General features: G+C 45.7%; 21 protein-coding genes. 9 read left to right on the forward strand and 12 right to left on the reverse strand.

What is annotated here, in order from left to right; translation table 11 throughout:
• Positions 1 to 112 precede the first annotated feature (112 nt).
• Positions 113 to 1,354, reverse strand: coding sequence for a pitrilysin family protein (locus P150_RS0107530; RefSeq protein ID WP_028897154.1), 1,242 nt, complete (start codon positions 1,352 to 1,354; stop codon positions 113 to 115).
• Positions 1,355 to 1,485: 131 nt separating this feature from the next.
• Between P150_RS0107530 and P150_RS0107535 the strand changes: the two genes are divergently transcribed.
• The 3 genes from P150_RS0107535 to P150_RS0107545 all read left to right on the forward strand — a co-directional run bounded on the left by P150_RS0107535 (position 1,486) and on the right by P150_RS0107545 (position 4,922).
• Positions 1,486 to 2,418: a carbohydrate kinase gene (locus P150_RS0107535; protein WP_028897155.1), complete on the forward strand. Its 933-nt coding sequence runs from the start codon at positions 1,486 to 1,488 to the stop codon at positions 2,416 to 2,418.
• Positions 2,419 to 2,438: 20 nt separating this feature from the next.
• Positions 2,439 to 3,632 (forward strand): FprA family A-type flavoprotein, encoded by a 1,194-nt coding sequence (locus P150_RS0107540; protein WP_028897156.1) that lies wholly within the window; start codon positions 2,439 to 2,441, stop codon positions 3,630 to 3,632.
• Between the two features lie 159 nt (positions 3,633 to 3,791).
• Positions 3,792 to 4,922 (forward strand): acyltransferase, encoded by a 1,131-nt coding sequence (locus tag P150_RS0107545; RefSeq protein WP_028897157.1) that lies wholly within the window; start codon positions 3,792 to 3,794, stop codon positions 4,920 to 4,922.
• 243 nt (positions 4,923 to 5,165) lie between these two features.
• On the opposite strand, the gene P150_RS0107550 is transcribed toward P150_RS0107545, so the two are convergent.
• Entirely contained in the window at positions 5,166 to 5,717 is a 552-nt protein-coding gene (locus P150_RS0107550) for a DUF3332 domain-containing protein (RefSeq protein WP_028897158.1), read from the reverse strand.
• A 542-nt stretch (positions 5,718 to 6,259) separates the two neighbouring features.
• Between P150_RS0107550 and mutS the strand changes: the two genes are divergently transcribed.
• A complete protein-coding gene (mutS, locus tag P150_RS0107555) occupies positions 6,260 to 8,923 on the forward strand; it encodes a DNA mismatch repair protein MutS (RefSeq protein WP_028897159.1) in 2,664 nt (887 codons plus the stop codon).
• Positions 8,924 to 9,056: 133 nt separating this feature from the next.
• On the opposite strand, the gene P150_RS0107560 is transcribed toward mutS, so the two are convergent.
• The 3 genes from P150_RS0107560 to lgt are packed head-to-tail and all read right to left on the reverse strand — an operon-like array spanning position 9,057 to position 10,642.
• A complete protein-coding gene (locus P150_RS0107560) occupies positions 9,057 to 9,428 on the reverse strand; it encodes a DUF2752 domain-containing protein (protein ID WP_036932132.1) in 372 nt (123 codons plus the stop codon).
• Between the two features lie 4 nt (positions 9,429 to 9,432).
• Positions 9,433 to 9,759 (reverse strand): CD225/dispanin family protein, encoded by a 327-nt coding sequence (locus P150_RS0107565; protein WP_231477586.1) that lies wholly within the window; start codon positions 9,757 to 9,759, stop codon positions 9,433 to 9,435.
• 37 nt (positions 9,760 to 9,796) lie between these two features.
• Positions 9,797 to 10,642: a prolipoprotein diacylglyceryl transferase gene (lgt, locus tag P150_RS0107570; RefSeq protein WP_028897162.1), complete on the reverse strand. Its 846-nt coding sequence runs from the start codon at positions 10,640 to 10,642 to the stop codon at positions 9,797 to 9,799.
• Positions 10,643 to 10,867: 225 nt separating this feature from the next.
• Here lgt and P150_RS0107575 point away from each other — a divergent pair, with 225 nt between their 5' ends.
• Positions 10,868 to 11,065, forward strand: coding sequence for a hypothetical protein (locus P150_RS0107575; protein WP_028897163.1), 198 nt, complete (start codon positions 10,868 to 10,870; stop codon positions 11,063 to 11,065).
• Between the two features lie 568 nt (positions 11,066 to 11,633).
• Here the strand turns inward: P150_RS0107575 and ychF are convergent.
• The 6 genes from ychF to P150_RS17080 all read right to left on the reverse strand — a co-directional run bounded on the left by ychF (position 11,634) and on the right by P150_RS17080 (position 19,783).
• The gene (gene ychF / locus P150_RS0107585; protein WP_028897164.1) at positions 11,634 to 12,737 is read right to left on the reverse strand and encodes a redox-regulated ATPase YchF; all 1,104 of its coding nucleotides are present in this window, start codon (positions 12,735 to 12,737) and stop codon (positions 11,634 to 11,636) included.
• A gap of 108 nt (positions 12,738 to 12,845) precedes the next feature.
• Positions 12,846 to 13,244 carry a winged helix DNA-binding protein gene (locus P150_RS0107590; protein ID WP_231477587.1) on the reverse strand — a complete coding sequence of 133 codons (399 nt, stop codon included), beginning with the start codon at positions 13,242 to 13,244 and terminating at the stop codon, positions 12,846 to 12,848.
• A 292-nt stretch (positions 13,245 to 13,536) separates the two neighbouring features.
• Complete coding sequence (locus P150_RS0107595; RefSeq protein ID WP_036932134.1) at positions 13,537 to 16,764, reverse strand: efflux RND transporter permease subunit; 3,228 nt, start codon at positions 16,762 to 16,764, stop codon at positions 13,537 to 13,539.
• A gap of 9 nt (positions 16,765 to 16,773) precedes the next feature.
• A complete protein-coding gene (locus P150_RS0107600; protein WP_028897167.1) occupies positions 16,774 to 17,856 on the reverse strand; it encodes an efflux RND transporter periplasmic adaptor subunit in 1,083 nt (360 codons plus the stop codon).
• A gap of 44 nt (positions 17,857 to 17,900) precedes the next feature.
• Positions 17,901 to 19,232 carry a TolC family protein gene (locus tag P150_RS0107605; RefSeq protein ID WP_036932136.1) on the reverse strand — a complete coding sequence of 444 codons (1,332 nt, stop codon included), beginning with the start codon at positions 19,230 to 19,232 and terminating at the stop codon, positions 17,901 to 17,903.
• Between the two features lie 317 nt (positions 19,233 to 19,549).
• The gene (locus P150_RS17080) at positions 19,550 to 19,783 is read right to left on the reverse strand and encodes a DUF6132 family protein (protein ID WP_081819355.1); all 234 of its coding nucleotides are present in this window, start codon (positions 19,781 to 19,783) and stop codon (positions 19,550 to 19,552) included.
• A gap of 310 nt (positions 19,784 to 20,093) precedes the next feature.
• Between P150_RS17080 and P150_RS0107610 the strand changes: the two genes are divergently transcribed.
• Together P150_RS0107610 and P150_RS0107615 are read left to right on the forward strand one after the other, a co-directional pair.
• Positions 20,094 to 21,035, forward strand: a complete 942-nt coding sequence (locus tag P150_RS0107610; RefSeq protein ID WP_028897169.1) for an acyltransferase family protein — start codon at positions 20,094 to 20,096, stop codon at positions 21,033 to 21,035.
• A 273-nt stretch (positions 21,036 to 21,308) separates the two neighbouring features.
• Complete coding sequence (locus tag P150_RS0107615) at positions 21,309 to 23,510, forward strand: S8 family serine peptidase (protein ID WP_028897170.1); 2,202 nt, start codon at positions 21,309 to 21,311, stop codon at positions 23,508 to 23,510.
• 412 nt (positions 23,511 to 23,922) lie between these two features.
• Here P150_RS0107615 and P150_RS17570 read toward each other — a convergent pair whose 3' ends face one another.
• Positions 23,923 to 24,060 carry a hypothetical protein gene (locus P150_RS17570; protein ID WP_155952968.1) on the reverse strand — a complete coding sequence of 46 codons (138 nt, stop codon included), beginning with the start codon at positions 24,058 to 24,060 and terminating at the stop codon, positions 23,923 to 23,925.
• Positions 24,061 to 24,676: 616 nt separating this feature from the next.
• Between P150_RS17570 and P150_RS0107635 the strand changes: the two genes are divergently transcribed.
• Positions 24,677 to 25,945 carry an AAA family ATPase gene (locus tag P150_RS0107635; RefSeq protein WP_028897173.1) on the forward strand — a complete coding sequence of 423 codons (1,269 nt, stop codon included), beginning with the start codon at positions 24,677 to 24,679 and terminating at the stop codon, positions 25,943 to 25,945.
• Entirely contained in the window at positions 25,923 to 26,423 is a 501-nt protein-coding gene (locus P150_RS0107640; RefSeq protein ID WP_028897174.1) for a hypothetical protein, read from the forward strand. Before P150_RS0107635 ends, P150_RS0107640 begins: the two co-directional genes overlap by 23 nt.
• The last annotated feature ends 97 nt before the right edge of the window (positions 26,424 to 26,520 follow it).

Genomic DNA, 26,520 nt, shown 5'->3' on the forward strand with positions numbered 1-26,520 from the left:
TCTGGGCAGCGAATGATTTTCTGCTGAATATGGGTGCAATTATGCTCGTAAACTTGTTTACTTGTTGTCTCGTTTCTCTGCGTCCGGGGATTATCCCGAATCAAGAGAAAGCTTATTTATAAACCAACGTTGTCAGTTCCTCTTCCCTGAAAATCTCCCTTGCCACTTGCTGAATCTGCTCTGCCGTAATGGCATCAATCTGTTCGTAGAGCTTTTCGGTATGCTTTTCCCATCCGAAATGGAGGAAACTGCGGCAGAAACCCAGTGCAAAGTTCTCACGGTTGTCTTCGGCAATCCCTATTTGCCCCTTTATCTGCTGTTTGGCAAGTTTCAGTTTTTCGTCGGAAAGAGGAACATTCATAAACCTGTCAAGCTCCTGTCTGACGAGTTTCGTGCATTGCTTCACGTCCTTCGGGTCGCATCCGAAATAGATGCCCCACATACCGGTGGTGCTGTAAGCCGTCATAAAACTCTCGACGGTATATACCAGTCCGTGTTCCTCTCGCAGCGAAAGATTCAGACGCGCGCTCATACCCGGTCCGCCGAGCACGTTGTTGAGCAGATAGAGCACGATTCGCTTTTTGTCGTGAACGTTGTAGGCACGGTTGCCTATCATTACGTGAGCCTGATGCGTCTTCTTTCGGATGGTAATGTTGGCAGGGTGGTAGAGGTGTTCTGCTTCTACGGCTGCCGTGGCGTCCTCCAGAGGTGTGAAGGGCGAAGTGCGCTGCACGTTGGCCGTGTAGCGTTTCAGTAAATCCACGGTTTCGCTGAAATCCACATCTCCATAGATGAAGAAAACGGAATTTTCGGGTCGGTAGAACCGGTCGGTAAACCGCCTCGCATCCTCGCTCTTGAATGAGCGCACACGCTCTGCCGTGCCGAGAATGCTGTGCCCGAGAGGATGATTCCTGAACAGAAGATTCTCAAACTCGTCGTAGATAAGCTCTGCCGGACTGTCGTTGTAGGATTCTATCTCGTCGCATATCACTTCCACTTCCTTGTCTATCTCTTTCTGGGGATAGATGCTTCGGAAGACGATGTCGGAAAGCAGGTCGGCTGCCAAGGGAAAGTGTTCCTTGAGGATGGCGGAATGGTAGACCGTGGCAGTCTTCGTGGTGTAGGCGTTCAGGTCGCCGCCCACGCTTTCGAGACAGTTGATGATGTCGAGGCTGCTTCTCTGCTGTGTTCCCTTGAAAGTGGCGTGTTCGCAGAAGTGCGCAATGCCCTCCTCTCCGGCTTCTTCGTTTGCCGTTCCGGCATTGATGCCGTAGCCGCAGTAGACCACCAGCGATGAGGATGGCAGATGAATGATGCGCAGACCGTTTTCTAACCTTATTGTATTATATTTCATTATGGTTGCAAAATTAGTCAATTTCTTTTTGAAATGTGGCTGATTTGTACTATATTTGCACATCAAATTGCCCATTCCTTGGACAAGACAATCTGCATTATCCAAGGCTGAAGAGTATTAAAAAATAGTCAATGCGCAAGATTATAGGTATTGGAGAGACGGTTCTCGACATTATTTTCAAAGACGGACAGCCCGTAGGGGCATATCCGGGAGGTTCTACATTCAATGCTTCCGTTTCCTTGGGACGCTCGGGTGTGGAAACTGTTTTTATCGGAGAGACCGGAAACGACCGTGTTGGGGAATTTATCAAGACTTTCCTGAGCGAGAACGGAGTGAGTTCGGACAACATCAATGCTTTTCCCGGCTCGAAATCTGCTGTTTCCCTTGCCTTTCTCAACGAGCAGAACGACGCTGAATACATATTCTACAAAGACCATCCGCACGACCAACTGGACTTCAGCTATCCTGAAATTCAGCCCGACGACATTGTGCTTTTCGGCTCGTTCTATGCCGTCAATCCCGTGATTCGCCCACAGGTGCTGGGATTGTTGGAGCACGCCCGTGCCCACGGTGCTATTATCTACTACGATGTGAACTTCCGTCCGGCGCATAAGGACGAAGTTATCAAGATTACGCCGAATCTCTTGGAGAATCTCGAACAGGCAGACATCGTGCGCGGCAGCCGTGAAGACTTTCAGGTTCTGTTCAAGAAGGAGGAAGCCGACAAGGTTTACAATGCCGAAATATCGTTCTATTGCAAGCGTTTCATCTATACCGATGGGGCAAAACCGGTGGAAGTGCGCAGCGAGAGTGAATTCCGCAAAAGCTATGAAGTGGCGGAAACGAAGACAGTGAGCACCGTTGGTGCAGGCGATAACTTCAATGCCGGCTTTATCTTCGGTCTCCTGAAGTACGGAATCACTCGGAATGATCTCGAACGGGGACTCTCCGAGGAGCAATGGGACAAGCTCATAGCCTGTGCGCAGGCTTTCGCTGCCGACTGCTGCAAGGATATCTACAACTATGTGAGCAAAGAGTTCGGGGCTTCGATGAAAAATTCATAAGGACATAAAATAAAAACAATATGATAGAAATAACAAATAAGGTTTACTACGTAGGTGTAAATGACCGTAACAAGGAGAAATTCGAGGGTTTGTGGCCATTGCCAAATGGTGTAAGCTACAACTCTTATCTCATCGATGATGAAAAGGTGGTCTTGATTGATACGGTGGAAGTGGACTTCTTCGTGCAGTTCCTCGAGAATATCCGTGAGGTTATCGGCGACAGAAAGATTGACTATCTCGTTATTCATCACATGGAACCGGACCATTCCGGTGGTTTGGCACTGCTGAAACAATACTATCCTGACATACAGGTAATAGGCAACAAGAAGACCTTTGACCTGATGGCAGGATTTTACGGTATTAAGGAGAACACCATCGAAGTGAAGAACGGCGAGGTAATGGAGTTCGGAAACCACTCATTGCAGTTCTTTATGACGCCTATGGTACACTGGCCTGAAACGATGATGACTGTATATAAGGGCGAAGAGACGGCTCTCTTCTCCGGCGACGGCTTCGGTTGTTTCGGTGCTTTGAACGGTGGAATCATCGATCAGGACATCAATACGGACGTGAGTTGGCTCGAAATGGTGCGCTACTATTCCAACATCGTGGGCAAATACGGCACTCCCGTGCAGAATGCGCTGAAGAAGCTCGCCGGTATTCACTTGGATTATATCTGTTCTACGCACGGACCTGTATGGCACAAGTATGTTGATAAGGTGATGGATATGTACGATAAGATGTCCAAATACGAAACTGAGCCGGGTTTGGTTATCTGTTACGGTACGATGTACGGCAATACGGAGCGCGTGGCAGAGCAGATTGCCCGTGCAGCTTCGCTTGCAGGCGTGAAGAACATCGTTATGTACAACGTTTCAAAGACCCACCACAGCTACATTATCCGTGATATTTTCCGCTACCGTGGCTTGATTCTCGGTGCTCCAACCTATAACAACGGTCTCTATCACGAAATGGAAGTGCTCCTTTCAGAGATAGCCAACCGCGATATAAAGAACCGTTACATCGGATGGTTCGGTTCCTATGGATGGGCGAGTCGTGCCGTTACGGCGATTGGAGAGTGGAATGAGAACCGTGCTCACTTTGAAAAGGTGGGTGAACCGGTGGAAATGCGTCAGTCGCTGAGCGAAGAAACAAAGGTGGAATGCTGGCGTCTGGGTCGCGAAATGGCTGCGAAGCTCTTGGAACAAAGTTAAGACTATGAGATAAAAGAGTGGGGAAGAGGATGAAAGAATAAGCGAACTGGTGGATAAAAAGACCAGTCTGCTTGTTGGTTCATCCTCTTTTCTGCGTTTCGGATAAGCCGGAACTTGGGGCGTTTGTCCTTATATTTATCTGAAAAATCCCATTTCCCTATGCGCATTAGAATGAACACCGCCGACACACAATCGCAGGTAATCCAGTTTTTAAGATTGCCTTTGGTTGTATTGGTGCTTTTCATCCATTCCAACTTCAACGGAGTGAGCGAATCGTGGAGCGCACTTTGGGCAGTAAACGAAACGTCGGTAGGGCCTGCTATGCCTACAATGGGGATGGTAATAGACTTCATATCGGGTTCGTTAGGACTGCTGGCGAATCCTTTTTTCTTCTTTATCAGTGGCGTTCTGTTCTTCCGTGAAAACACATTCTCAAGGGAATTGTATGTGCAGAAACTGACGAACAGAATTTTTTCGCTGCTCATTCCCTATATTCTTTGGAATCTGATATATCTCTTTATGCTCTCCATTGCCGAAGGAATGAAACCCGGTTGGACGGCAATAGTGGATAAGCCGATAGAGGATTTCGGCTTCACGGATTGGTTGCTGGCGTTTTGGGACACGAGCCGGATAGGAAATCAGGGAGGACAGACGGCACCGATTGCCGTGCAGTTCTGGTTTATCCGCGACCTGATAGTGCTTTCCATCCTTTCGCCTGTCATTTACAGAGTGATTAATTGGCTGTCGACTGTCCGTAAGGAAGCTGTGCTTGTGCTTTTTATGGCGTTGCTCTACGCCACACGATGGTTCGACGGCGTTCCCGGCATCAGTGCGCAAGGCTTGCTCTTCTTCTCGTTCGGTGCCTATTTCGGCGTTACTCGGCAGAAGTTTACCGATGTTATGCGCCCATTGAAGTGGGGAGGACTCTTCTTTGCCGTCTTTTTCTTTCAGATGGAAAGCCCTAATCTGATGTATGCAGGGCTTATTGTGTTCGTGGTATCTGTGGTAACGCGCTTTATTGAGGAACGGCAGCGCAGAAATGCCGCAACGATGATAATCCCTCCGTTCCTTTCCGATGCGGGTTTCTTCGTCTTTGCCTATCACACTCTTCCGTTAGGCGTTATCCTTTATCTCTTCAAGGCAGACATAATCAATCCTGTCAATAGCCTTATGGGCTTCGTTTATTTCCTTCTCACTCCGATGCTGCTCCTCCTTCTCGGTGCAGGCATATTCCATCTGCTGAACAGAATGTTCCCAAAGGTAATGAGTATATTGACTGGGGGACGATGAAAGATAATGGGAAAGTTTACAAGTGAACGAGTTTGCAAGTGAACGAGGAGAAAAGTTAATAAGGGAACAAGTTGATAAGTATTCTTTCTTCATTACGAAACGGTTTAGGGCTTGCCTTTCCATTATCATCTTGAATATACAAAGGTAGCTCACTTGTAAACTCGTCTTCTTGTGAACTTGTTCACTTATCCCTTTGTCTCCTTATCAACTCGTTCCCTTGTCTCCTTGTCCCTTGTTTACTTTTTATCTGCTTGCCATATAATACGTGCCTTCCTGAACCTGACGGAGCTGATAAACGCCTACTGCATCAGGCGTAACATCTACGGTAAGACCGCTGTTGAGGAATGCCTTCACGCTGCCGTCGCCGTTGAAGTGAATCAGCTTCGTTTCCTTTCCGTCGGCACTCATATACCAGTTGTTCTCTTCCTTGTTGTAAGTGAAGTAGAATACGTCGCCGGACGGCTTTGTAATCTCGTAGCCGTTTTCAAGATACTTCACGGCATAGTTCAGACCGTCGTCGCCCTTCACGTTCTTGGTCTTGCCTATGTTCTTTGCCATCGGGTTGTCGCCCGTCCAGAACTCGATGGAGTTGAGCACCAGGATGTCTGCCAATCCTGCAAAGGCGTATGCCGGAGAAATCACGATGAAGATTAATTCGTTGAGAAATTTAGAGTCAGTCGCATCCTTGTTCCAATCAGCCAGTTTGTTGAACATTGCAAAAGAACCCACGCAAGAGCTCATCAGCACCGTACCGGCTACAAGACAGATTGCTGTCTGAATTTTCTTTCTTTTCATAATTAAATAAGTTTTATAGTTAATATCAAAACGTTGTAAATATACTCATTATTTTCTTATCTGCTGTCTTTGTCGGCAGATTTATCTGCGGATTGCGGCTTTTATTATTCAGATAACGCCGTTGTCGGTCAGAAATTATATTCCGTGGCGATAAAGATTGTATCTTGCTCGGACAAATCTGCTTCTTCTCCCGTTCCCTTGTTATCTTGTAAACTGTCGTAGGAAAATTACCAACGGCTGGTAATCCGATTACCACGGCTTGGTAATCCGATTACCACGGCTTGGTAAAACGATTACCATCGGTTGGTAAACAAATTACCATCGGTTGGTAAATGAATTACCATCGGTTGGTAATTTCATTAACTACGCAGACAACCGTAGTCATTTCCCGAATTTCAGCTTCCATCCATTGTTCCGTCTTTTTGCGGTTCTGTGCGGTACGGATGCTAAAGTTTATTTAATCATTTGTTGGTTCAGCCTTATTTTCGTATTTTTGCACTTCCAGTATAATGAAAATAAAGCAAGGAAAGGATACCGAATATATGGCAACGAACGACAAGGGACTCACACCGATGATGCGACAGTTTTTCTCTATGAAGGCAAAACATCCCGACGCACTGATGCTGTTCCGATGCGGCGACTTCTACGAGACCTACTGCGACGATGCCATCGAGGCGTCGAAGATTCTCGGCATCACGCTCACGCGCCGCAACAACGGTGCATCTTCGGGCGACGAGATGGCAGGTTTCCCGCATCACGCCCTCGACACGTTCCTTCCGAAGCTGATACGTGCCGGAAAGCGCGTGGCCATCTGCGACCAACTGGAAGACCCTAAGAAGAAACGCGAGGAGATAAAGGGAAAGAAAGGACTGAGCGCGGAGGACAAGATGGTAAAGCGGGGCATTACGGAACTCGTAACGCCGGGTGTTGCAATGGGCGACAACGTGCTGAACTACAAGGAAAACAACTTCCTTGCGGCCGTGCATTTCGGCAAGGGTTCCTGTGGTGTGAGCTTCCTCGACATATCCACCGGCGAGTTCCTGACGGGCGAAGGCACCTTCGACTACGTGGAAAAGCTCATCGGAAACTTCTCTCCGAAGGAAGTGCTCTACGACCGTGCAAGGAAGAACGACTTTGAAAAGCAGTTCGGAACACGCCTCTGTACGTTTGAAATGGACGACTGGGTGTTCACGGACACGACTGCCCGGCAGAAGCTCCTCAAGCATTTCGGCACGCAGAACCTCAAGGGTTTCGGCGTGGACCATCTCAACAACGGCATCGTTGCAGCCGGAGCAATTATGCAGTATCTCGAGATTACGCAGCACACCAACATCAACCACATCACTTCGCTGGCACGGATAGAGGAGGAGAAATACGTCCGCCTGGACAGGTTCACTATCCGTTCGCTCGAACTCGTCGCACCGATGCAGGAAGACGGCTCGTCTCTGCTGAGCGTAATCGACCGTACCGTAACGCCGATGGGTGGGCGTATGCTGCGCCGGTGGCTCATCTTCCCGCTCAAGGAAGTGAAGCCCATCAACGAGCGACTGAACATTGTGGACTATTATTTCCGTGAACCCGACTTCCGGAAGTGTCTGGACGACCAGTTCCACCGCATCGGCGACTTGGAACGAATCATATCCAAGGTGGCCGTAGGGCGTGTTTCGCCGCGCGAGGTTGTGCAGTTGAAGAATGCCCTGATGGCGATAAAGCCGATGAAGACAGCCTGTATGTCGGCAGACAACGATGCCTTGAAGCGCATCGGCGAGCAGTTGAACCTCTGCGAATCCATCCGTGAGCGCATTGAGAAGGAAATAACGGCCGACCCTCCGCAGTTACTCAACAAGGGTGGAGTGATAGCCGCGGGCTATAATGCCGAACTCGACGACCTCCGTTCCATACGCGACAACGGCAAGCAATACCTGCTTGAGATTCAGGAGAAGGAAGCCGAGCAGACGGGTATCAATTCCCTGAAGATTGGTTTCAACAATGTTTTCGGCTATTATCTCGAAGTGCGCAACACGTTCAAGGACCGTGTGCCCGAAGACTGGATAAGAAAGCAGACGCTGGCACAGGCCGAACGCTACATAACGCCCGAACTGAAGGAATACGAAGCAAAGATTCTCGGAGCCGACGAGAAGATAATCCTGCTCGAGACAAAGCTGTTTACCGAGCTTATTCAGGATATGCAGGAGTATATTCCGCAGATACAGATCAACGCAAACCTCATTGCCCATCTGGACTGTCTGCACGCTTTCGCCGCGGCGGCAGAGGAAAACAGATACGTCCGTCCGGTGGTCGATGACTCAAATATTATCGACATCAGGCAAGGCCGCCATCCTGTCATCGAAATGCAGTTGCCGCTGGGCGAGCAATACGTGCCGAACGATGTGCTTCTGGACAACGAGCATCAGCAGATTATGATGATTACGGGACCCAATATGGCTGGTAAATCGGCACTTCTGCGCCAGACTGCGCTGATAGTGCTGCTTGCACAGGTGGGATGTTTCGTGCCGGCAGACGGTGCCAGAGTGGGGTTGGTGGATAAAATCTTCACGCGAGTGGGTGCTTCCGACAATATTTCGCTCGGCGAATCCACCTTTATGGTAGAGATGACGGAGGCTTCCAACATCCTGAACAACGTAACGCCGCGCTCGCTTGTGCTCTTCGACGAACTCGGACGTGGCACAAGCACCTACGACGGTATCAGCATAGCGTGGGCGATTGTGGAGTATCTGCACGAGCATCCAAAGGCGGCTGCACGTACATTGTTTGCCACTCACTACCACGAACTCAATGAAATGGAAAAGAACTTCCGACGCATCAAGAACTTCAACGTGTCGGTAAAGGAGGTAGACGGCAAGGTTATCTTCCTCCGAAAGCTCGAGCGTGGTGGAAGCGAGCATTCGTTCGGTATCCACGTGGCAGACATTGCCGGTATGCCGCGCTCTATCGTGAAACGTGCCAATGTGGTTTTGAAGCAGTTGGAGGCCGACAATTCAAAAGTCGGAGGCAAGGCTATGCCGTCGGCAGAGCAGCTTGAGCAGAGCAGGGAAGGGGTTCAGCTCAGTTTCTTCCAGTTGGACGACCCGGTTCTGATGCAGATCCGTGATGAGATTCTCGGTCTCGACATCAATAACCTCACGCCGATGGAGGCACTCAACAAGCTCAATGACATTAAGAAAATAGTGAGTCCGAACGCATAGGTAGAAGAAAACGGATTGAGGATGGGGCAAGATACAGGTTAAGCAATTTCCTTATCCACTTGTTCCCTCGTCTACTTGTTTCCTCGTTCCCTCGTCCTCTTGTCCCCTTGTTTCCTCGTCCCCTTTCCCCTTTTTATATTTTCAATAGATTGCGGACAAAGAACCAGATAAAAAAAGTGATTACGTAAAACCATACGACATATCGGTTTTGCGCAATCCTTACAAGATTGGTCTTCAGTTTGCCTGTCGGCAGCAGCCATCCCGCCATTAATAAAAATGCGTATGGCAGACTGTAAGCCAGATAATAATTGTATTGAATGGCTTCCGATGGTCTTCCGTGCAGCATTGCGTGCAGAAACCTTTGGATGCCGCAGCTCGGACAGTTGAGTCCCGTGAGAAGTTTGAACGGACATTTAGGAGCCAGTTCATACATCTTTGGGTCAAAGAAATACAAACCGGCTCCTATCGTAATGACTGCGAGTAGAAAAATCGTCAGTCTTTTCACTTGTTTAGCCTAACATATAGCTACCCAGACCAAGAACAAACATCAAGATAAAGTAGAGAGCTCCAACTGTCAGACCACCGATAATGCCCCAAGTGCTCCACTTCTTTGCTTCCTGAGCTGCAAGGAGAGCAGCTTCCTTCTGGCCGGAATAATAGAGCGATTTCACGCTGCTTGCCTTTACGATGGCAACGATACCCAATGGCAGACAGCAGAAGATGGTGGTAAGGATTGCCATAACCAAATGGTTTTCAGGTGGTGTGCTTGTATCTGCGTTCATCTGATTGTTGTTGATGTTGTTTAAGTTTTCGTTTTGATTTTGATAATTGTCCATAATAAATTTGTTTTTTGGGTTATATAATTTGTGATAATTACTTTTCTGTGTATTCTTTTCCCTTAGACCTCATAATAGACCACACTCCGAGAGCCACAAAAGGAATGCTAAGGAGCTGCCCCATATTGAAGAGCATACCGTTTTCAAAGTCCACCTGATCTATCTTGATGTATTCGATGAAGAAGCGGAAAGTGAAAATGAGGGCGAGACAAAGCCCGAAATAGAGTCCTGTTCCCACCTTCTTCGGATTCTTTCGGTAAATAAAGAAGATGAAAGCGAAGATGCAGAAGTAGGCTATTGCCTCATAGAGCTGCCCCGGATGGCGCGGACGGGTGTCTACGTCGTAGAAAATGAATGCCCAAGGCACGTCCGTTACCTTGCCGATAATCTCTGAATTCATCAGGTTTCCGATACGAATGAAAGCCGCTGATATGGCAGAGCAGATGCCCATAAAGTCGAGCACCACCCAAGTGTTCATCTTAGACCGCTTGATGTAGAGATAAAGCCCGATGAGCAGTCCGATGACTCCTCCGTGAGACGCCAGTCCCTGAAAGCCGACGAACTTCCAACCGCCGCCCGGCAGAAACTTTATCGGAATGAATATCTCGACGAAATGCTGGAAGGAATCGAAAAACTCTCCCGGTTCGTAGAAGATGCAGTGTCCCAGTCGTGCGCCGATCAAGGCTCCGAGAAACACATAAAGGAACATAGGCTCGAACTGTTTGTCGGAATACCTGTGCTTCTTGAAGAGCCATTGCATCAGATAGAAACCCACGGCGAAGCACACAAGCCAGCAGATGCCGTACCATCGGATGCCGGCAGAACCGAAGCGAATGAGGTATTCGTCGGGTTGCCAAGGAATGTATAGTAGTAAGTTGTTCATAAAAAACTCATTCATTATAGTATTGCGCAAAGGTAATATAAAATTGGAATATCTGCAATTCTTACACGGATAAATCTGTTTTATTGACGTTTTGTGAGGATTTTGTTTGCTATATGGGGTAAAAAGTATAAATTTGCAGACGCAGAATAAGAAGAATGCCTGTGTTCGAGAAGAATCTGAATGCAAGTATTTCTGTTGTATTGGAACTGAAAAGGCGTTTTACAGATGGAAATAAAGTTTATTGTCGGTGTTATCTTAAAGGCGATTTGGATATTGTTCAAGTCTGCTATTGTGCTGTATATCCTTAAAAGGGCTTGCCTCTATTATATGGGAAAACTCGGCGAACGCAACTGGAAGAGGAATATATGGTATGTGGCAATCTCTTTGACGGCATTTTGCCTATATTGCTTCATCGTGGGATGATGATAAATTGTCTCGCAGAATGTGTCTGAGAAGTACTTGTTCTTGTAAAATTTGATTACCAAAAAACGCATAAAATTTTTCAGCAATCTGGAGAATAAGAGGACTAATCTGTGAGATTGAAATTGAATTTTCGGAACATTAAAGAGCAATTATGCGAAGGAGGAATTTCATTTTTGCGAAGAATGCAAATCGTTCTTGCGAAGATTGCAATGCGAATATGCGAAGAGTGGAAGGTGGTTTTCGGAAAACAAGAGCCGAAAACAGTTGAAATTGTCGGATTTATTGTCCCTTTCAGGAAGCATTCAGCGTTATTTTAATGCACAAAAATGCTGATAAAATAGATAAATAATTGAGAAACAGTATTTTAACTTTGCACGCTCATAACTCGCGTATTTGAAAATAAAAAGTATTTCATTCAAAATAATCGAATTACAGAGCGTGTTTTGTAAAGATAAAATACCCCATTCAGGTTGGAAAATAGGTAATCATTGATAATAAATACACCGGACAATCCTGAGATTGCCCGGTGTATTTATTATCGGATGCTGCCGTATTGGCTGCAATGGTGCTATACGTTGAATCGGAAGTGCATTATGTCGCCGTCCTGAACTACGTATTCCTTGCCTTCAACGCCCAGTTTTCCGGCTTCTCGGATGGCAGCTTCCGACTTGTATTTCAGGTAATCCTCATACTTGATTACCTCTGCACGGATGAATCCTTTCTCGAAGTCGGTGTGGATGACACCGGCACATTGCGGTGCCTTCCAGCCCTTTTGGAAAGTCCACGCCTTTACTTCCATTTCGCCGGCAGTGATGAATGTCTGGAGATTGAGCAGGTGGTAAGCCTTGTTGATCAGTCGGTTCACGCCGCTTTCCTCCAGTCCCAGTTCGTCGAGAAACATCTTCTTGTCCTCATAACTTTCCAGCGATGCGATGTCCTCTTCGGTCTTTGCAGCTATAATCATCGTTTCGGCACCTTCCTCGGCTGCGATAGCCTCAATCTGTCTGCTGTATTCGTTGCCGTTCTTGGCACTTTCCTCGTCCACATTGCAGACGTAGAGTACGGGCTTTGTAGTGAGCAGAAACAGGTTGTGGGCAGCCTGCTGCTCTTCCTTGCTCTCGAAGGTTACGCTGCGGGCGTTCTTTCCCTGTTCCAAAACCTCCTTGAATGCTTGGAGCACCGTTACCAGAATCTTCGCATCCTTGTTGCCGGCAGCGGCCGTCTTTTGGTTCTTTGCCAGTTGCGACTCGATGGTTTCGAGGTCTTTCAACTGCAATTCGGTGTCTATAATCTCCTTGTCTTCAATGGGATTTACTGCCATTCCTCCCTCGCGCACCACATTGTCGTCCTCGAAACAACGGATCACGTGGATGATAGCATCGCACTCACGGATGTTTCCCAAGAACTTATTGCCGAGTCCTTCTCCCTTGCTTGCACCCTTTACGAGCCCGGCAATGTCCACGATTTCGCACGTAGCAGGTACGATTCGTCCCGGATTTACTATTTCGGCGAGCTTGTTGAGGCGTTCGTCGGGAACGGTGATGACGCCGAGGTTAGGCTCGATTGTGCAGAAAGGAAAGTTTGCCGCCTGTGCCTTGGCACTGCTCAGACAGTTGAAAAGGGTAGACTTGCCCACGTTTGGCAATCCTACTATACCACATTTTAATGCCATATCTTAAATAAACGTTTATTTTCTTTGCGTGCAAAAGTACACAATAAATCTGAAATAGCCAACAGATGGCGGGAAAAGGAGCTGAAGGGCAAGGGGATTGCGGCTGGTTCAGAGGTTGAGCTGGAGGATATTGCTGAGCGGCGAGGGGATGGCTATTTCGTCGCACTTGATGGATGAGAGTTTGTCGTAGCCGGGCTTGGAGAGCGAAAAGTACATTTGCCGACGGTCTTCGTCGCCGTTGATGCGCTCTACGAGCTTCTTGTTTTCCACCGACTTTATTACCTTCGATGTGTTGGAGCAGGTAAGTCCCAGTGCCTCGGCAATTTCTCCAGACGACATATATTTATTCTTTCGGAGCGTGCACAGGAGCATTGCCTCGTTGAGGCAGAGCTGATATTTTTTCTCCAGTTGTGTTTCAAAACTGATGATGGCGCGCTGGATATTCCTTATCTTGCATAAGGTGTCGGCCTGTTGTGGTTCCATTTCCTTTATGGTTCTGTATTTCATCTTTCTTTTCGTTTTTTCTTCTACAAAAATATACTCTTTTGTGGAGATATACAATTATTTGGATGGGAAATTTTAGTAAGTGGATAAGGAGACGAGGGAACAAGTGGACAAGGAAACGAAGAGACAAGGAAACAAGTGGACAAGGGAACGAGAGGACAAGTAAGTTTCCTTGTGCTTGCACGAAAACTAATGGCAGGCTATGAATGAAAGAGCAGAAATGAAGAAATCTCCTTGTTCTCTTGTCTCCTCGTTCCCTTATTCCGTTTCTTCGTCCCCTCGTTCCCTCGTCCTTTTATTTCCTTTTCCCCTTGAGCTGCTTATAGTAGAGCAACGGCACTACTACGAGCGTAAGCACGGTGGAAGTGATGGTGCCGCCCATCAGCGAAATGGCGAGTCCTTGAAAGATAGGGTCGAATATCATTACGATACCACTGAGCACAACGCTTCCAGCTGTGAGGATGATTGGCGTGGTGCGCACGGCTCCCGATTCTATTACGGCTTGCTTGAGCGGTATTCCCTGTTCGATGCGCATATCAATGAAGTCGATGAGCAGAACGGAATTGCGCACCATAATGCCTGCCAGAGCTATGAAACCTATCATTGAGGTGGCGGTGAAATAGGCATCTGCCATCCAGTGACCAACGACAATGCCGATAAGCGAGAGAGGAATGGCGGCGAGCTGTACGAGGGGAGTGATGAAATTCTGGAACCATCCCACGATGAGCATATAGATGATGATGAGCACGAAGAGGAAGGCAATTCCCAGATCGTGGAACACTTCGTAGGTAATTTTCCATTCTCCGTCCCATTTCAGCGTGAAGTCGGTTTCGGCATCGGGCTGCGCGCTGTATGCTTCTTCCAGTGAATAGCCCTCCGGGAGCTTGATGCTTGAGAGTTTTTCCGATATGTCGTTCATTGCGTAGACGGGACTTTCGAGGTTTCCTGCTACTTCTGCCGTAACGTAGACCACTCGTTTCTGATTCTTCCGGTGGATGGTTTTCTCCTTTTCCTGTTCGTGAACCTTAATCAGATCGCCCACAGGCTGCGCCGTTCCCTGTGCATTGAGTACCTTGAATCCCAGAAGCTGCTGCAAGTCGGAACGATCTTGCTGCGGGAATTGGAGCACGATGGGGATTTGTTGCAGGCTCGCAGGCTGATGAAGAATGCCCACGGGCTGTCCGGAGAGTGCTCCGTGCATTGCCTGTACGAGCTGTCCGGCGGCAATACCGCGCTTCATAGCGTGATCCTTGTCGATGTCGAACTTCAGTTCCGTCTGTGGAGCTTCAACCATCCAGTCTATGTCTACCACGTTATCTGTCTTGCCGAAGATGCCCTTTATCTGTTCGGCTATCCGTATCTGCTGCTCGTAGTCGGGACCGTAGACTTCTGCAAGTACGGTAGACATTACGGGAGGACCCGGCGGCATCTCCACTATTTTCACGTTTGCACCGTATTGTTTTCCGATGTTCTGCAAGGGTTCGCGCATTCTTTTGGCTATGTCGTGGCTCTGTTCGCTGCGTTCGTCCTTGTCGGTAAGGTTCACTTGTATGTCGGCAGCGTTTTCGCTGCGTCGCAGGTCGTAATGCCTTACAAGACCGTTGAAACTTATTGGCGAAGCCGTGCCTGCATAGGTCTGGAAGTTCTTCACTTCCTGCTGTCGGCTCAAGTAGCTTGCCAATGCCTGCGTAACGGCTGTTGTCCGTTCGAGCGTGGTGCCTTCAGGCATATCCACAACTACCTGAAACTCGTTCTTGTTGTCGAAAGGCAGCATCTTTACCGATACCGACTTGGTGTAGAACATCGAGAGCGAGGCAAAGAGAACCACGGTAAGCGTGAGCATAAATGCCCATCGTTTCCATCTGCTCTCGAGCAATGGAGCCGTTACGGCGTTGTAGTATCGGTATATACGGTTCTTTTCTATGCTTCCCCCTTCTTCCTGTGGGGCAGTATGTGCTGTCTCGTTTTCGTTTTCCTTCTTTTTTCCCTTGTATCTGAGGAAGAGGAAACCGAAATAGGGCGTGAGGGTCAGCGCAATGAGCAGCGAGAAGGTCATAGCGATGGATGCTCCGATAGGCATCGGACTCATATACGGCCCCATCATTCCCGAAACAAATGCCATCGGGAGCACAGCGGCGATTACCGTAAGTGTGGCGAGTATGGTGGGATTTCCCACTTCATTGATGGCGTGTATGGCAAGCTGATGAGGAGGCAGCTTCTTTGTCTGGAAGTGCCGGTACATATTTTCGGCGATGATGATGGAGTCGTCGGTAACGATACCTGTTACGAAGACGAGCGCAAAGAGCGTGATACGGTTGAGCGTGTAGCCGAGAAAGAAGTAGGCGAAGAGCGTGAGCGCAAACGTAATCGGTACGGAAAGGAACACGACCAGTCCTCCGCGCCAGCCCATCGCAGCCATAACGAAGATGGTAACGATGATTATGGCGGTGATGAGGTGCCACAGGAGTTCGGAAACCTTGTGCGATGCAGTCTGTCCGTAGTTACGGGTAACGTCTGTCTGAACGTCTGAGGTAATGACGTCTTTCTTCATTTCCTCCACCTTCTTCAGTATGTTGTCTGCCAGTTTCATAGCGTCTGCGCCCTTCTTCTTGGCAATGGCAATGGTTACGGCCTCGTGTGTTCCCGGATGTTTGCCCTGCTGTTCGGCAGATGCTGCTCCATAGCCGAAAGAAACGTAGTTGGTAGGGTCTTCGGCATCGTCTTCTATGTTGGCAACCTGATAGAGATAGACGGGCTGTCCGTTGTCTGTTCCTACGATGGTGTGCTTTATTTCATCGGCATTGGCAAAGAAATTGCCGGTAGAAACGGTATATACCTTGTCGTTTTGCACCATATTTCCACTTTCAGCCTGTGCATTGTTGCCTTGCAGTGCCTGTGCGATGGAGCTGAAGTCTACGTTGCTTTCGTTCATTCTGTCTTTGTCCAGCACCACCTTTACCTGACGGTTCTGTCCACCAATGACGTTTATCTGCGCCACATCGGGTATTTTCTTCAGTTCGCTCGCCACCACTTCTGCCATCTGCCGTATGGTGTGATTGCCTGTTTTATCGCTCCAGAGCGTGATGCCGAGAATGGGAACGTCGTCGATGGAGCGCGTTTTAATCATCGGCATAGTGGCACCTTGCGGCATACGGTCCATATTCTTAATAAGTTCGTTGTAGAGGTTTACAAGCGAGTTTTCCACGTTTTCCCCCACATAGAACTGAACCGTGAGCATTGCCATACCGTTCATCGAAGTGGAATACACGTCTTCCACTCCTTTGATGTTCGATACGATTTTCTCTATCGGTTCAGAAATCGAATGTTCAACTTCTTTCGGTGATGCCCCGGGATAGCCTATCATAATGTCTGCCATCGGAACATCGATTTGTGGTTCTTCTTCTCTCGGAATCATATAAATGCTGAACAATCCAAGGAGAAGGAACGAAATCATTAGCAGGATGCTGAGCTTTGAAGTTAGAAAAGCTCCGGCAATTTTTCCTGAAATTCCTTTTTCTGCCATAATGCTGTCTTATCTTGTAATCTTTACTTTCTTTCCGTTGTATAATTCTCCGTTGAGCTGGTCGATGATTTGCTCGCTTCCGTCAAGTCCTGATACTACTTCCACCATATTTCCGAAACTCTTTCCGAGTTTGATCCAATGCAGGATGGCACGGTTTTCTTTGTTCACGACATAGACACCCGTGAGCTGTTCCTTTCTCACAATGGAAGAATTGCAGACCATCAATGCTGTTTTTTCCATCTTGGGTGTTTTGGCTGCGAGATGAATGGTGGCGTACATACCCGACTTCAATCCTTGTTTTCCCAAGGAATTAAGGGAAATCTTTACGGTGTATTGCCCATCCGTCATCGATGCCGAAGGGCTTATCTCGTAGACATAGCCCTGTAATTGCTGGTCGAGCGACTTTATTTCGACTTTCGCCGGAGTGCCTGTTTTCACATAGGGAATGTAGAGTTCAGGCACATTTGCAGTAACTACGAGGTCGCCCGACTGCTCTATGGCAAGCATAGGGCTGCCTGGTGTTGCGATGCTTCCCGCATCAATCATCTTTTGCGATACTATGCCTGAGAACGGTGCTCGTATCTGTGTGTAGGCATTTGTGGAACTTACCTCTCTCAAACTCTGTTGTGCCATCTGGAGTTTTGCCTTCATCGATGTACGGTTCAGCTCCATATTCTCTAATTCCTTGTCTGAAACGCTGTTCTGCTCGTGCAGCGTTTTGTAGCGTTGATAGTCTCTTTCGGCACTTTGATAGGCTGCATTGGCTTCGGCAACCATACTCCTTACTTGCTCGGTCTTGGCATTGAGGTCGGCACTGTTGATGGAAATGAGCAGTTGTCCTTTCTTAACTGCATCTCCTTGTCTCACATATATCCTTTCTATAAGCCCCATAACCCTTGTGCTGACCATTGCTGTTTGTCGTGCAGCCACCGAACCGCTCACCGATATGCCTTCTGTCTGTTGCATAGATGGCGAATAGGTCTTTACTGCAAGAGCTGTTTCGTTTGTTTGCGGCTTGCCGTTGTCGTGCTTGCAAGACAATAGTGAGCCGATGATGGTAAGTGCATAGAATGCTTTTGTAAAAGTTTTCATTGTCCGTAGAATTATTTATGATGGAGAGTTTCTCGCTCCACGAATTATTTGTTTGCTGTAATGAAATTCTGATAATGTATGGTTATGTTGTATTGCATAATCGTCTGTGCGTGCGAAAGACGCTCTTTGGAAAGTTGCGCCTGCGCTGCAAGCAAGTCGTTGGTGCTGATGAGGCCTTCCTTGTATCTGTTCTGTTGTATTCGGAGCACCTCTGTTGCGTGTCTGATACTTGCTTCTTGCTTCTTCATTTCCGTTTCCATTGCAATGAGATTCCGATGGGTTTGGTTCATTTCTGCCTGTTTTTCGGTAATGTACCGGTCGAGATCTTCTTGCATTTTTACCGTCTGCAATTTGTTGGACGACAGTTTGTTCTTTCGGAGTTTTCCGTCGTAGATGGTCCAGTTGAGATTTATCCCCACCATAAAGGCATCCTGTTTGAAGCCAATTACATTGTCGTTGTTGAATTGGAAATTGCCGAAGGCATTTATCTTTGGCAGAAATGCTTTCTCGGCAGACTTTACCATTGCTTGCGAAGCCTTGTTTGCCAACTGCATAGCCATTACGTCGCTCCGCAGAAGAGATAGCTGTGGCAATTCCGTTGAGGGCGTAATGACAGCAAGAGAATCGGTAGTGAACACATTGTTATCCGAAATTTCCATTCCCATAAGCACTTTCAATCCTTCCGATGCGTTTTCAATTCCACTTCTTGCTTTGGCTATTGCGCTTTCAATGGTGCTTATCTGAACTTTCGCATTCAGTACATCTGCTTCCTGTGCAAGGCCTTGCCGTTTAAAGTTCTCAACCGTCTGGCAGATGGTTTTCATATCTTCCAATGTCTCGAGGAGTATCTTTTCGCTGAGATATGAGAATTGAAGTTGAGTATAAGCCTTGTCCGTTTCATAGCCGATGTAGTTCCTTGTGTACTGCGTCTTGTGTTGATAAGACTCTGCTTTCAGTTTGGCGGCTTTGCGCGCATAGCGGGTTTCCTGATCGAAGAGCGACATACGGATGTCAGCTCCTATGCTGAAGTTTGCCTTTGGGTCGGGATTGTTCAGCTTTGCAGGGTCGAATGAGGCTTGCGTTACGCCTCCTTGCTGCAATAGGAATCCGAAGGCATTCAAGGGATGATTGGTTACTGCGATGCCGTATGATGCTGAAATCTGTGGCAGAAAGGCAGCAGCGGACTGCTCATATTCGTTTTGATGTATCTTGTGTTCAATATCCGAGAGACGGATATGGGCATTATTCTGCATTGCTTGATTCCTTGCCTGTTCTGCCGAAAGATAATTGCCAGTTTGAGCTTTCGTAGCTACTGCACCCAAAAACAGCCAAACCAGACTTGACAAAACTCTTTTATAATGCTTTGTTTTTAACATATCTAATCAGTTTACTTTTGTTTTTATGAATATTTTTTATTCCGATGGAAAATATTTATTTGTATTTTAAGCGAGAATGATGATGGTTATAGACAGAAAAGAATCTGTCTTGCCATTTGAGAATAAGAAGATTAAACTATTGGGGAAATGAGAATAGGATTTTTGTAACTGTTTTAATGTTTGCGCACATACGTTTCATATCTGTCTATAATTAGCTTTTATGTCTGCATATATAGCTTTTATGTCTGCATATATTAGGTTTTATAGTTGTGCATATTAGCTTTTATAGCAGCGTATCTGCGCTAACGGATTGCCGGTTATCGCTTACACCCTTTATCGTCTCCATTGCAACGTCCACAACTTCCGTTCGACAAGAGTGCAATAATTCCTCCCATAGTGGCACCATATAGCGAACTGTAAAGTGGCGATGAAGTAATGGGGCAGGTTCCACTGCTGCATCCTACGAATTTCCAGTACAGAAAGCCTGCAACGCCTCCTAAAACCACTCCAATGACAGGTTTGATAATTTTTTTCATCAGGTCTTTTTTCATTATATCGTTTTTATTTGTTTTTGAATCGAGCTTATATAATTTTCTTATGGAAAATAAATAGCTATGAAAATGCAATGCAAAAGTAGTTTTTGTTTGTTGTTTAACAAAATATATAGCACGATTATGATGTATATTTATAGAATATTTTGAATTTAAACTTATAATTTGCAAATATTAATTATTAATCTGTTCCAATAGAATATATGCTGTGTTACAACTTATTTGATTTAAGATTGATTATTGAAAGCCGTTTTACGCTCAAATAGTTTTATTTTCGTAATTTTGCCAATCAACTCAACTTCTATATAAAATGAAACAATATCACGAGATAAATTTTGTGCGGACAATCCTCATTCTGTTGGTCATACTGGTTCATATCGTACACTTTGGCGCACTCTATCCGGCTGTGAAGGAAGGCATCCTTGGCTTTATGATGCCCTCGTTCCTTGTTGTTACGGGTTATCTTGTGAACGTTGAGAAGTCGGCAAAGGAGTTTCTAGTTTATCTTTTCCGTATCTTCGTTCCCTATCTCATAATGGTATTGGGCTTTTCGGTACTCTCTTTCTATCTTCCGGTGCGCGACGGGATAACCGAAATATCGGCAGCCGTACTCTTGGAGAAAGTCTTTCTCACGTCCATCGGACCTTATTGGTTTCTGTATGTGATGATAGGGTGTGGCATCTGCTACTATCTCAGCTTCAGGATATTGCCGATAGGGAAGAATACCTTCGTGCGTTTGCTCGTCTTTGCAGCCCTTCTGTATCTTGTTTCCCTTGTGTTGCCGCTGATGGCTGTGAAAATAGTGATGTATTATTTCTTCGGTACCGCCTTGCGGCAATTCAAATTTGCCTACAACAAGTTTGATAACAGTGGTTGGATTGAGGGTATTTTCTTCCTTTTATTCTTGTTTTTCACTGATAATCGGGATTGGGGAAGCATCGTTATCGTATTGACAGTATCATCGTTTCTTGTTTTTTCCAACTGGCTGTACCGTTTTCTGCCTTCCCGATTCACTCGATTTACCGATTGGATGGGAATGAACACGCTGCCCATCTATCTTTTCCATCCCGTGTTTACGATGTTTGGCAAGTATTACCATCCTTTGTTTCTTTGGGATAAGACAGAGCTTCTCTACACCTTCGTAACGCTCGTTCTCAGTGTTGCCGGCTCGCTCGCCCTCGCTTATTTCCTCGACAGGACGCATCTTACCACGCTTTTTGCTCGAAAGAAGTTCTTCAGGAAATTGGATTAGAGCGGTAAATATGAAATGGAATCAATGCTTTGAAATCGTAGAAAATATATTAATATAGGTTAATCGTAGGGCTTGTAAGTGTAAAAAAACTTTCTAAAATAAAATATTTGATGTTTTATTCGTAAATTAGCAAGCTTAAATGTATTGACGATGCGCACGGATGTGCAGCTTACAGACCGCAGATATCTGTGGAAATCTGCCTTTACATCATAGTTAAGCTCATATATTTATTACAATGTATAAATTATTGTAAAACTTTAAATAACAACTACAATGACAAAAGTAATCAAAAAACTATTATGTCTTGCTCTGTTGGCCGTATCTATCTCTGCACAGGCACAGATGACCAACTACACAAAGAACTTCCTAAAGCAGCGCAAGGCACAGAAAACTACTGTTACACCCACCACTAATCAAAAAATCAGACGTTATGCCAAGGCGTACACCAATGCGAAGCAGACAGAAGTAATCGCTTGTTTTGTAACGGCACTCAACGTTCCCGACAATGAAATAACTGCCCGCGGTGGCGAAATATCATCCGTTGTAGGCGACCAGATGATTGTTGTGATGCCAATCGACAGCATAGAATCCCTGTCGAAGGTGGAAGGCATACAGAAAATAGACGTTTCCCGTCCGTTGCGCAAGAAAACAGATAAGGCACGCACGCTGACACAAGTGGAAGACGTCTACAATCTTTCGGATGCAGCCAAGGCAGCCGGGCTGAAAACCAAATACGACGGAACGGGCGTTGTAGTGGGAATCATCGATACCGGTATAGAATTTAACCACGTAACCTTTCAGGATGCGCAGGGAAAATCCAGAGTTAAAGCCGTATATATGCCAAATGCTAAGATTGCTAAAGGTGGAACGAAGAAGGTCATCGACGGAACTACCTTGATGGGCTACGAATACACCACCGAAGAGCAGATTAAGAAGCTCACGACAGACGACAATAATGGGTCTCACGGCACGCATACAGCGAGCACGGCAGCCGGCAGCCGCTTCACCACTACCGGTTTGTCTGAAAACACCACATACAGTGGTATGGCACCGGGTGCTGACATCATCCTCTGTGGACTGGGAGCAGACCTTACCAACACCTCAGTGGCAGCAGCAGCGCAATACATTGCCAACTATGCCAAAGAGCATAATCAGCCTTGTGTAATCAGCGTCAGCCTTGGAGAGAGTATGGGACCACACGACGGTACGTCATCAACAACGAAATTCTACGACAAGATAGCCGAAGATTATGGCGCAGTGATACTTTTGGCGGCCGGCAACGAAGCTGGGGAAAAGATATTTCTTTCCAAAGAAATGGAGAAAGATGGCGACTATCTGGGCACGATACTCGGCGTAGGTCCGAATATGGACGTAAATTATACGGAAGCTGCTGCCCTTGCCGGCGTGGATGTATGGAACAGCAACAGCGATTCCCTGTCTGTATCATTCGTTGTGTTCGACGGCGATTTGAAACCAGTCTACACCAGTCCTCGTATCTACAACGGAGAAGTGGACGCTACCGAACTGGCAAAATATTTCAGTGCCAGCGCGCTTAAAAGTCTCGACAGCAGCCTGAAGCAAGGTATCAACGTTCAGGGAGAAATAAACAAGGAAAACAACCGATACAATCTCTACGTGGATGCCACCCTCGGCGGCAGCGATGAGGGCTACGAACTCGGAATGCTCGTTTATGGAAAGAACGGAAACAAGATAACGATGTGGAACGACGGCCATACAACCGTGTTCAACGGATATGCCGATGACGACACGGATTATATCTTCCAGACCGGTGACGGCACGTGTTCTATCTGCGACGACGTTACAGGACGCAATACAATCAGCGTGGGTGCTTACGCATCGCGTCAGGTTGTGCCGATAAGTTACGGAAAGGACACCGAATTTTTGGAAAACGGAACCTTAACTGCACAGGACATTGCCTACTTCTCAAGCTACGGTACCGACTTCAACGGCACCGCCCATCCTTTCGTTGCTGCACCCGGACACGCTATCGTGGCAGCCATCAACCGTCATAATAGAGACGCTTGGAGTGCATCGGGAGGTGTATCGCCTGCTGCATATCGTTATAAAATCTCAAAAAGCAACTACGATTACTGGGCTTTTATGAGCGGCACATCAATGGCAACACCTTTGGCTGCCGGCATCGTAGCACTCTATTTGCAGGCCGACAAGACGCTGAAGGTAAACGATATCAAGGACGTGATGCGCAACAGTGCCGACAAAGATGAGTTCACTTCCTCTGCAACAACAGGCTATCGCTTCGGTGTAGGCAAGGTAAACGCACTCAAGGGTATTCAGTACATCCTGAGCAAAGCGAACACCGATGGCATTGAAGAAATCAATCAGAGCGAAAACAGCCGTCAGGACGACAGAATATACAATCTCCAAGGACAGCAATTACAGCAATTGCAGCGTGGTATCAACATCGTGAACGGCAAGAAAATCATCAAACTGTAAGGCACAATGCCAGCACAGCTTCATTAAAAAGGCTGCATCCTCGTAATGAGGGTGCAGCCTTTTTAGGAGACGAAGAGGCAAATAAAGGAGAAAACAAGGGGACAAGGAGACAAGAGGACAAGGAAATTAGTTGGCAAGGAGATATTCTGCAATACACCTTCACACAAAGAAACCTACTTGTCCTTTCGTCCCCTTGTTTCCTCGTTCCCTTGCCGCTTGTATCCTTGTCCTCTCGTTCCCTCGTCTCCTCGTTCCCTTGTTTCCTTACCCCTCGTCCCTTTACTTCCTCTTCTGTAAAGAAAAATACCTATTTTTAACATTTCTGAAACATCGATTTTAGAGAAATAAAGAGGCAATTTCATCGACTTTCATTCCTATTCTGCAACCAGTATTTTCATTCTTGCGAAGAATGCTATTCCTTCTTGCGAAGAACGTCTTTCATTTGTGCGAAGAATGCCATCCGTTCTTCGCACAAATGCACGCCCACTCCCCGACTATTATCCTGTAAATCTTCCGAAAACCTCTCCCAAACGTCGTTTTTATGCGTCATAATTTCGCCCTCTCCGTGCTGGATTCTTGCGAGAATCTCCTCTCGAAATCATAATTCTTTGATTCTCAACACTTTGCTATCGACGCTCAAAAATCGCATATTTGCAAACAAAAAATTTTTATTTTCAAATACGGGAAATATGAGAGTGCAATTGTAAAATATTATTATCCATTTTAACATATAGGATAACTGGACAATCCCTGCACCATCATTCGGAAATATCTGCAAAATCTGCGCAATCAGCAAGAGGATAAACTGCTCGCCTTGTTTCGCACCTCTGTTTTTATCCTGCTCCAATGTAAATCAGCAATCATTCGTGATCCTTTTCTCAATAAAAATCATTATCTTTGAAGGCAGATAGGAAAATCTGTCATTATGCAGCATTCTCTGATAGTAATTCACTATAACCCATCACTCAATGGCAAAGAAACAACAACTGACGTATAGAGAAATAGAGAAAGACTGTGTGGAAAGAACTTAGTATGTATAAATGTATCTCGCGCCGATTATAAGCAATAATCGATATACAGGTGCAACAAGGAAGATGGATTTAATGCGTCTCTCTTTCTCTTTTTGAGAAAAGATTATGTAAATTTGCAAAATAAGAGTAATCATTATGAATAATAATACTGAAATCAAAATAAAAGACTTTCGTGCAGTCCATAAAGCCGATATTGTTCTGAATGGTATCACGGTGATTGCTGGAGTAAATGGGAGTGGGAAAAGTTCTTTGTCCAAGATGCTTTATTACGCTTTTGATAAAGCAAACTCTATGGATTCTATTTATTTATCTAAACTTGTTGGTGGATTACGCCCTATTACAGAAATTTATCAGCAACTTACAAGTATCTATTCTGATTTAGGCAATATACATTCTTTTCTTATTACACTTTATAAAGACATAGAAAAAGCAAGAAATATTTTGGAAAAAGCATTGATAGGGTTTAAGAAGAAATTAATATCTTCGCCTGATAATGCAGAGATTGTAAGACTTTTGAATATTATCAAGTATAATATAGGGCGGGATATTGATGCAGAGAGTTTAGAAGAAACAGCATTAAATGTATTTGACGAACAGGTTGAGAACTATCATTATAGGATGGAACAGAGACCTGTTACGACTATGGATGCTGCTTTGTCTTTGGAATTTGATGAAAAAAGTTTATTGGATAAAGTTTATATATCAGAATATGGTGTACCGTTTTTTGGAAAGGATATATCAAAGATTCCAATTCTTCATTATATAAAAAATACTACATATATAGAGTCTCCGTTATCTGTTAAGTTTGATGAGATGTGGGGTGTAGAAGCCGACAATGCTGTTTCTAAATTGTATTTCAAATTATTCAATTCTGACGTTAAGGAAGAAAATATAGAAATTGCGAAATACATTGAAGAGCACATAATAGATGGCAATGTAGCTTTGAACAATGAATCTGAGGAAATTGTTTACCAACGAAATGATGGAGAAAATTTCTCCCTGCAGGATTGTGCAACAGGCATAAAAGCTTTTGCCATTTTACAGCTTTTATTGCGAAATGGATACATCAATGACCGTTCATTGATTATCATTGACGAGCCGGAGGCGCATCTGCATCCACAGTGGATAGTGGAATATGCCAAAGTGATAGTTGAATTGAATAAGCAAGTAGGTGCAAAGTTCTTTATTGCTACTCATAGTACCGATATGGTCAGTGCATTGAGATATATTTCCGAAAAGGAGGAAACGCTTGAAAGACTGGCTTTCTACAATGCTGTTCCTGCAAAAGAAAATCCTTATAAATTCAACTATGAAGTATTAGGTGCAGATATAGAACCTATTTTTGCCTCCTTCAATAAATCATTTGACCTAATAGAACGATATGGAGCAGACAATGGTGTATGAGTTGAGATCTCCCAAAGGCATTCGAATTAAGCATATACAAGAAACAGATATCATACCTGTAAGTGATGGTTTCAGAAAGGAAGGCTGTCCGATATTTGAAAATCGTTTTTTGCCGGAAGACTTGTGTATAGATTTAGATGCAATACAAAAACGTGCTGCTCAAAGAAACCATACTGCTCCCAGGGCTTCGGCAGACTTTTTATTTTGTGTGGACAAGTGCAGAGTTCTGTTTGCAGATGCCAAATTTAAATGCGAAAAAGTAAAAAATATAGATAAGAAAGAAATCGCAGATAAGAAAAATGAATCAAGGTCTTTGATAAATGATGATGAATATTATGTGTTAAATGACTTTTATTTGCTGTTTAAAAAATCTGTTTTAAATAATCAGGCAAAGGGCTATCTTAAGCGAATGTTCAAGGGATCTCCTAAATTCCACTTTCTGAATGGTATGGAATTTTCTGAATTGTTTGGAAGATAGGTATAATATCTTAGTTCGGGTCAATACTTGAAAAAACGGATTTCTCATTGGCTGAATTGATTTTTGCCTGAGAATACTCCCTCGTATAGGAAGCGAT

This window comes from Prevotella sp. HUN102 (genome assembly GCF_000688375.1).
Classification (GTDB): domain Bacteria; phylum Bacteroidota; class Bacteroidia; order Bacteroidales; family Bacteroidaceae; genus Prevotella.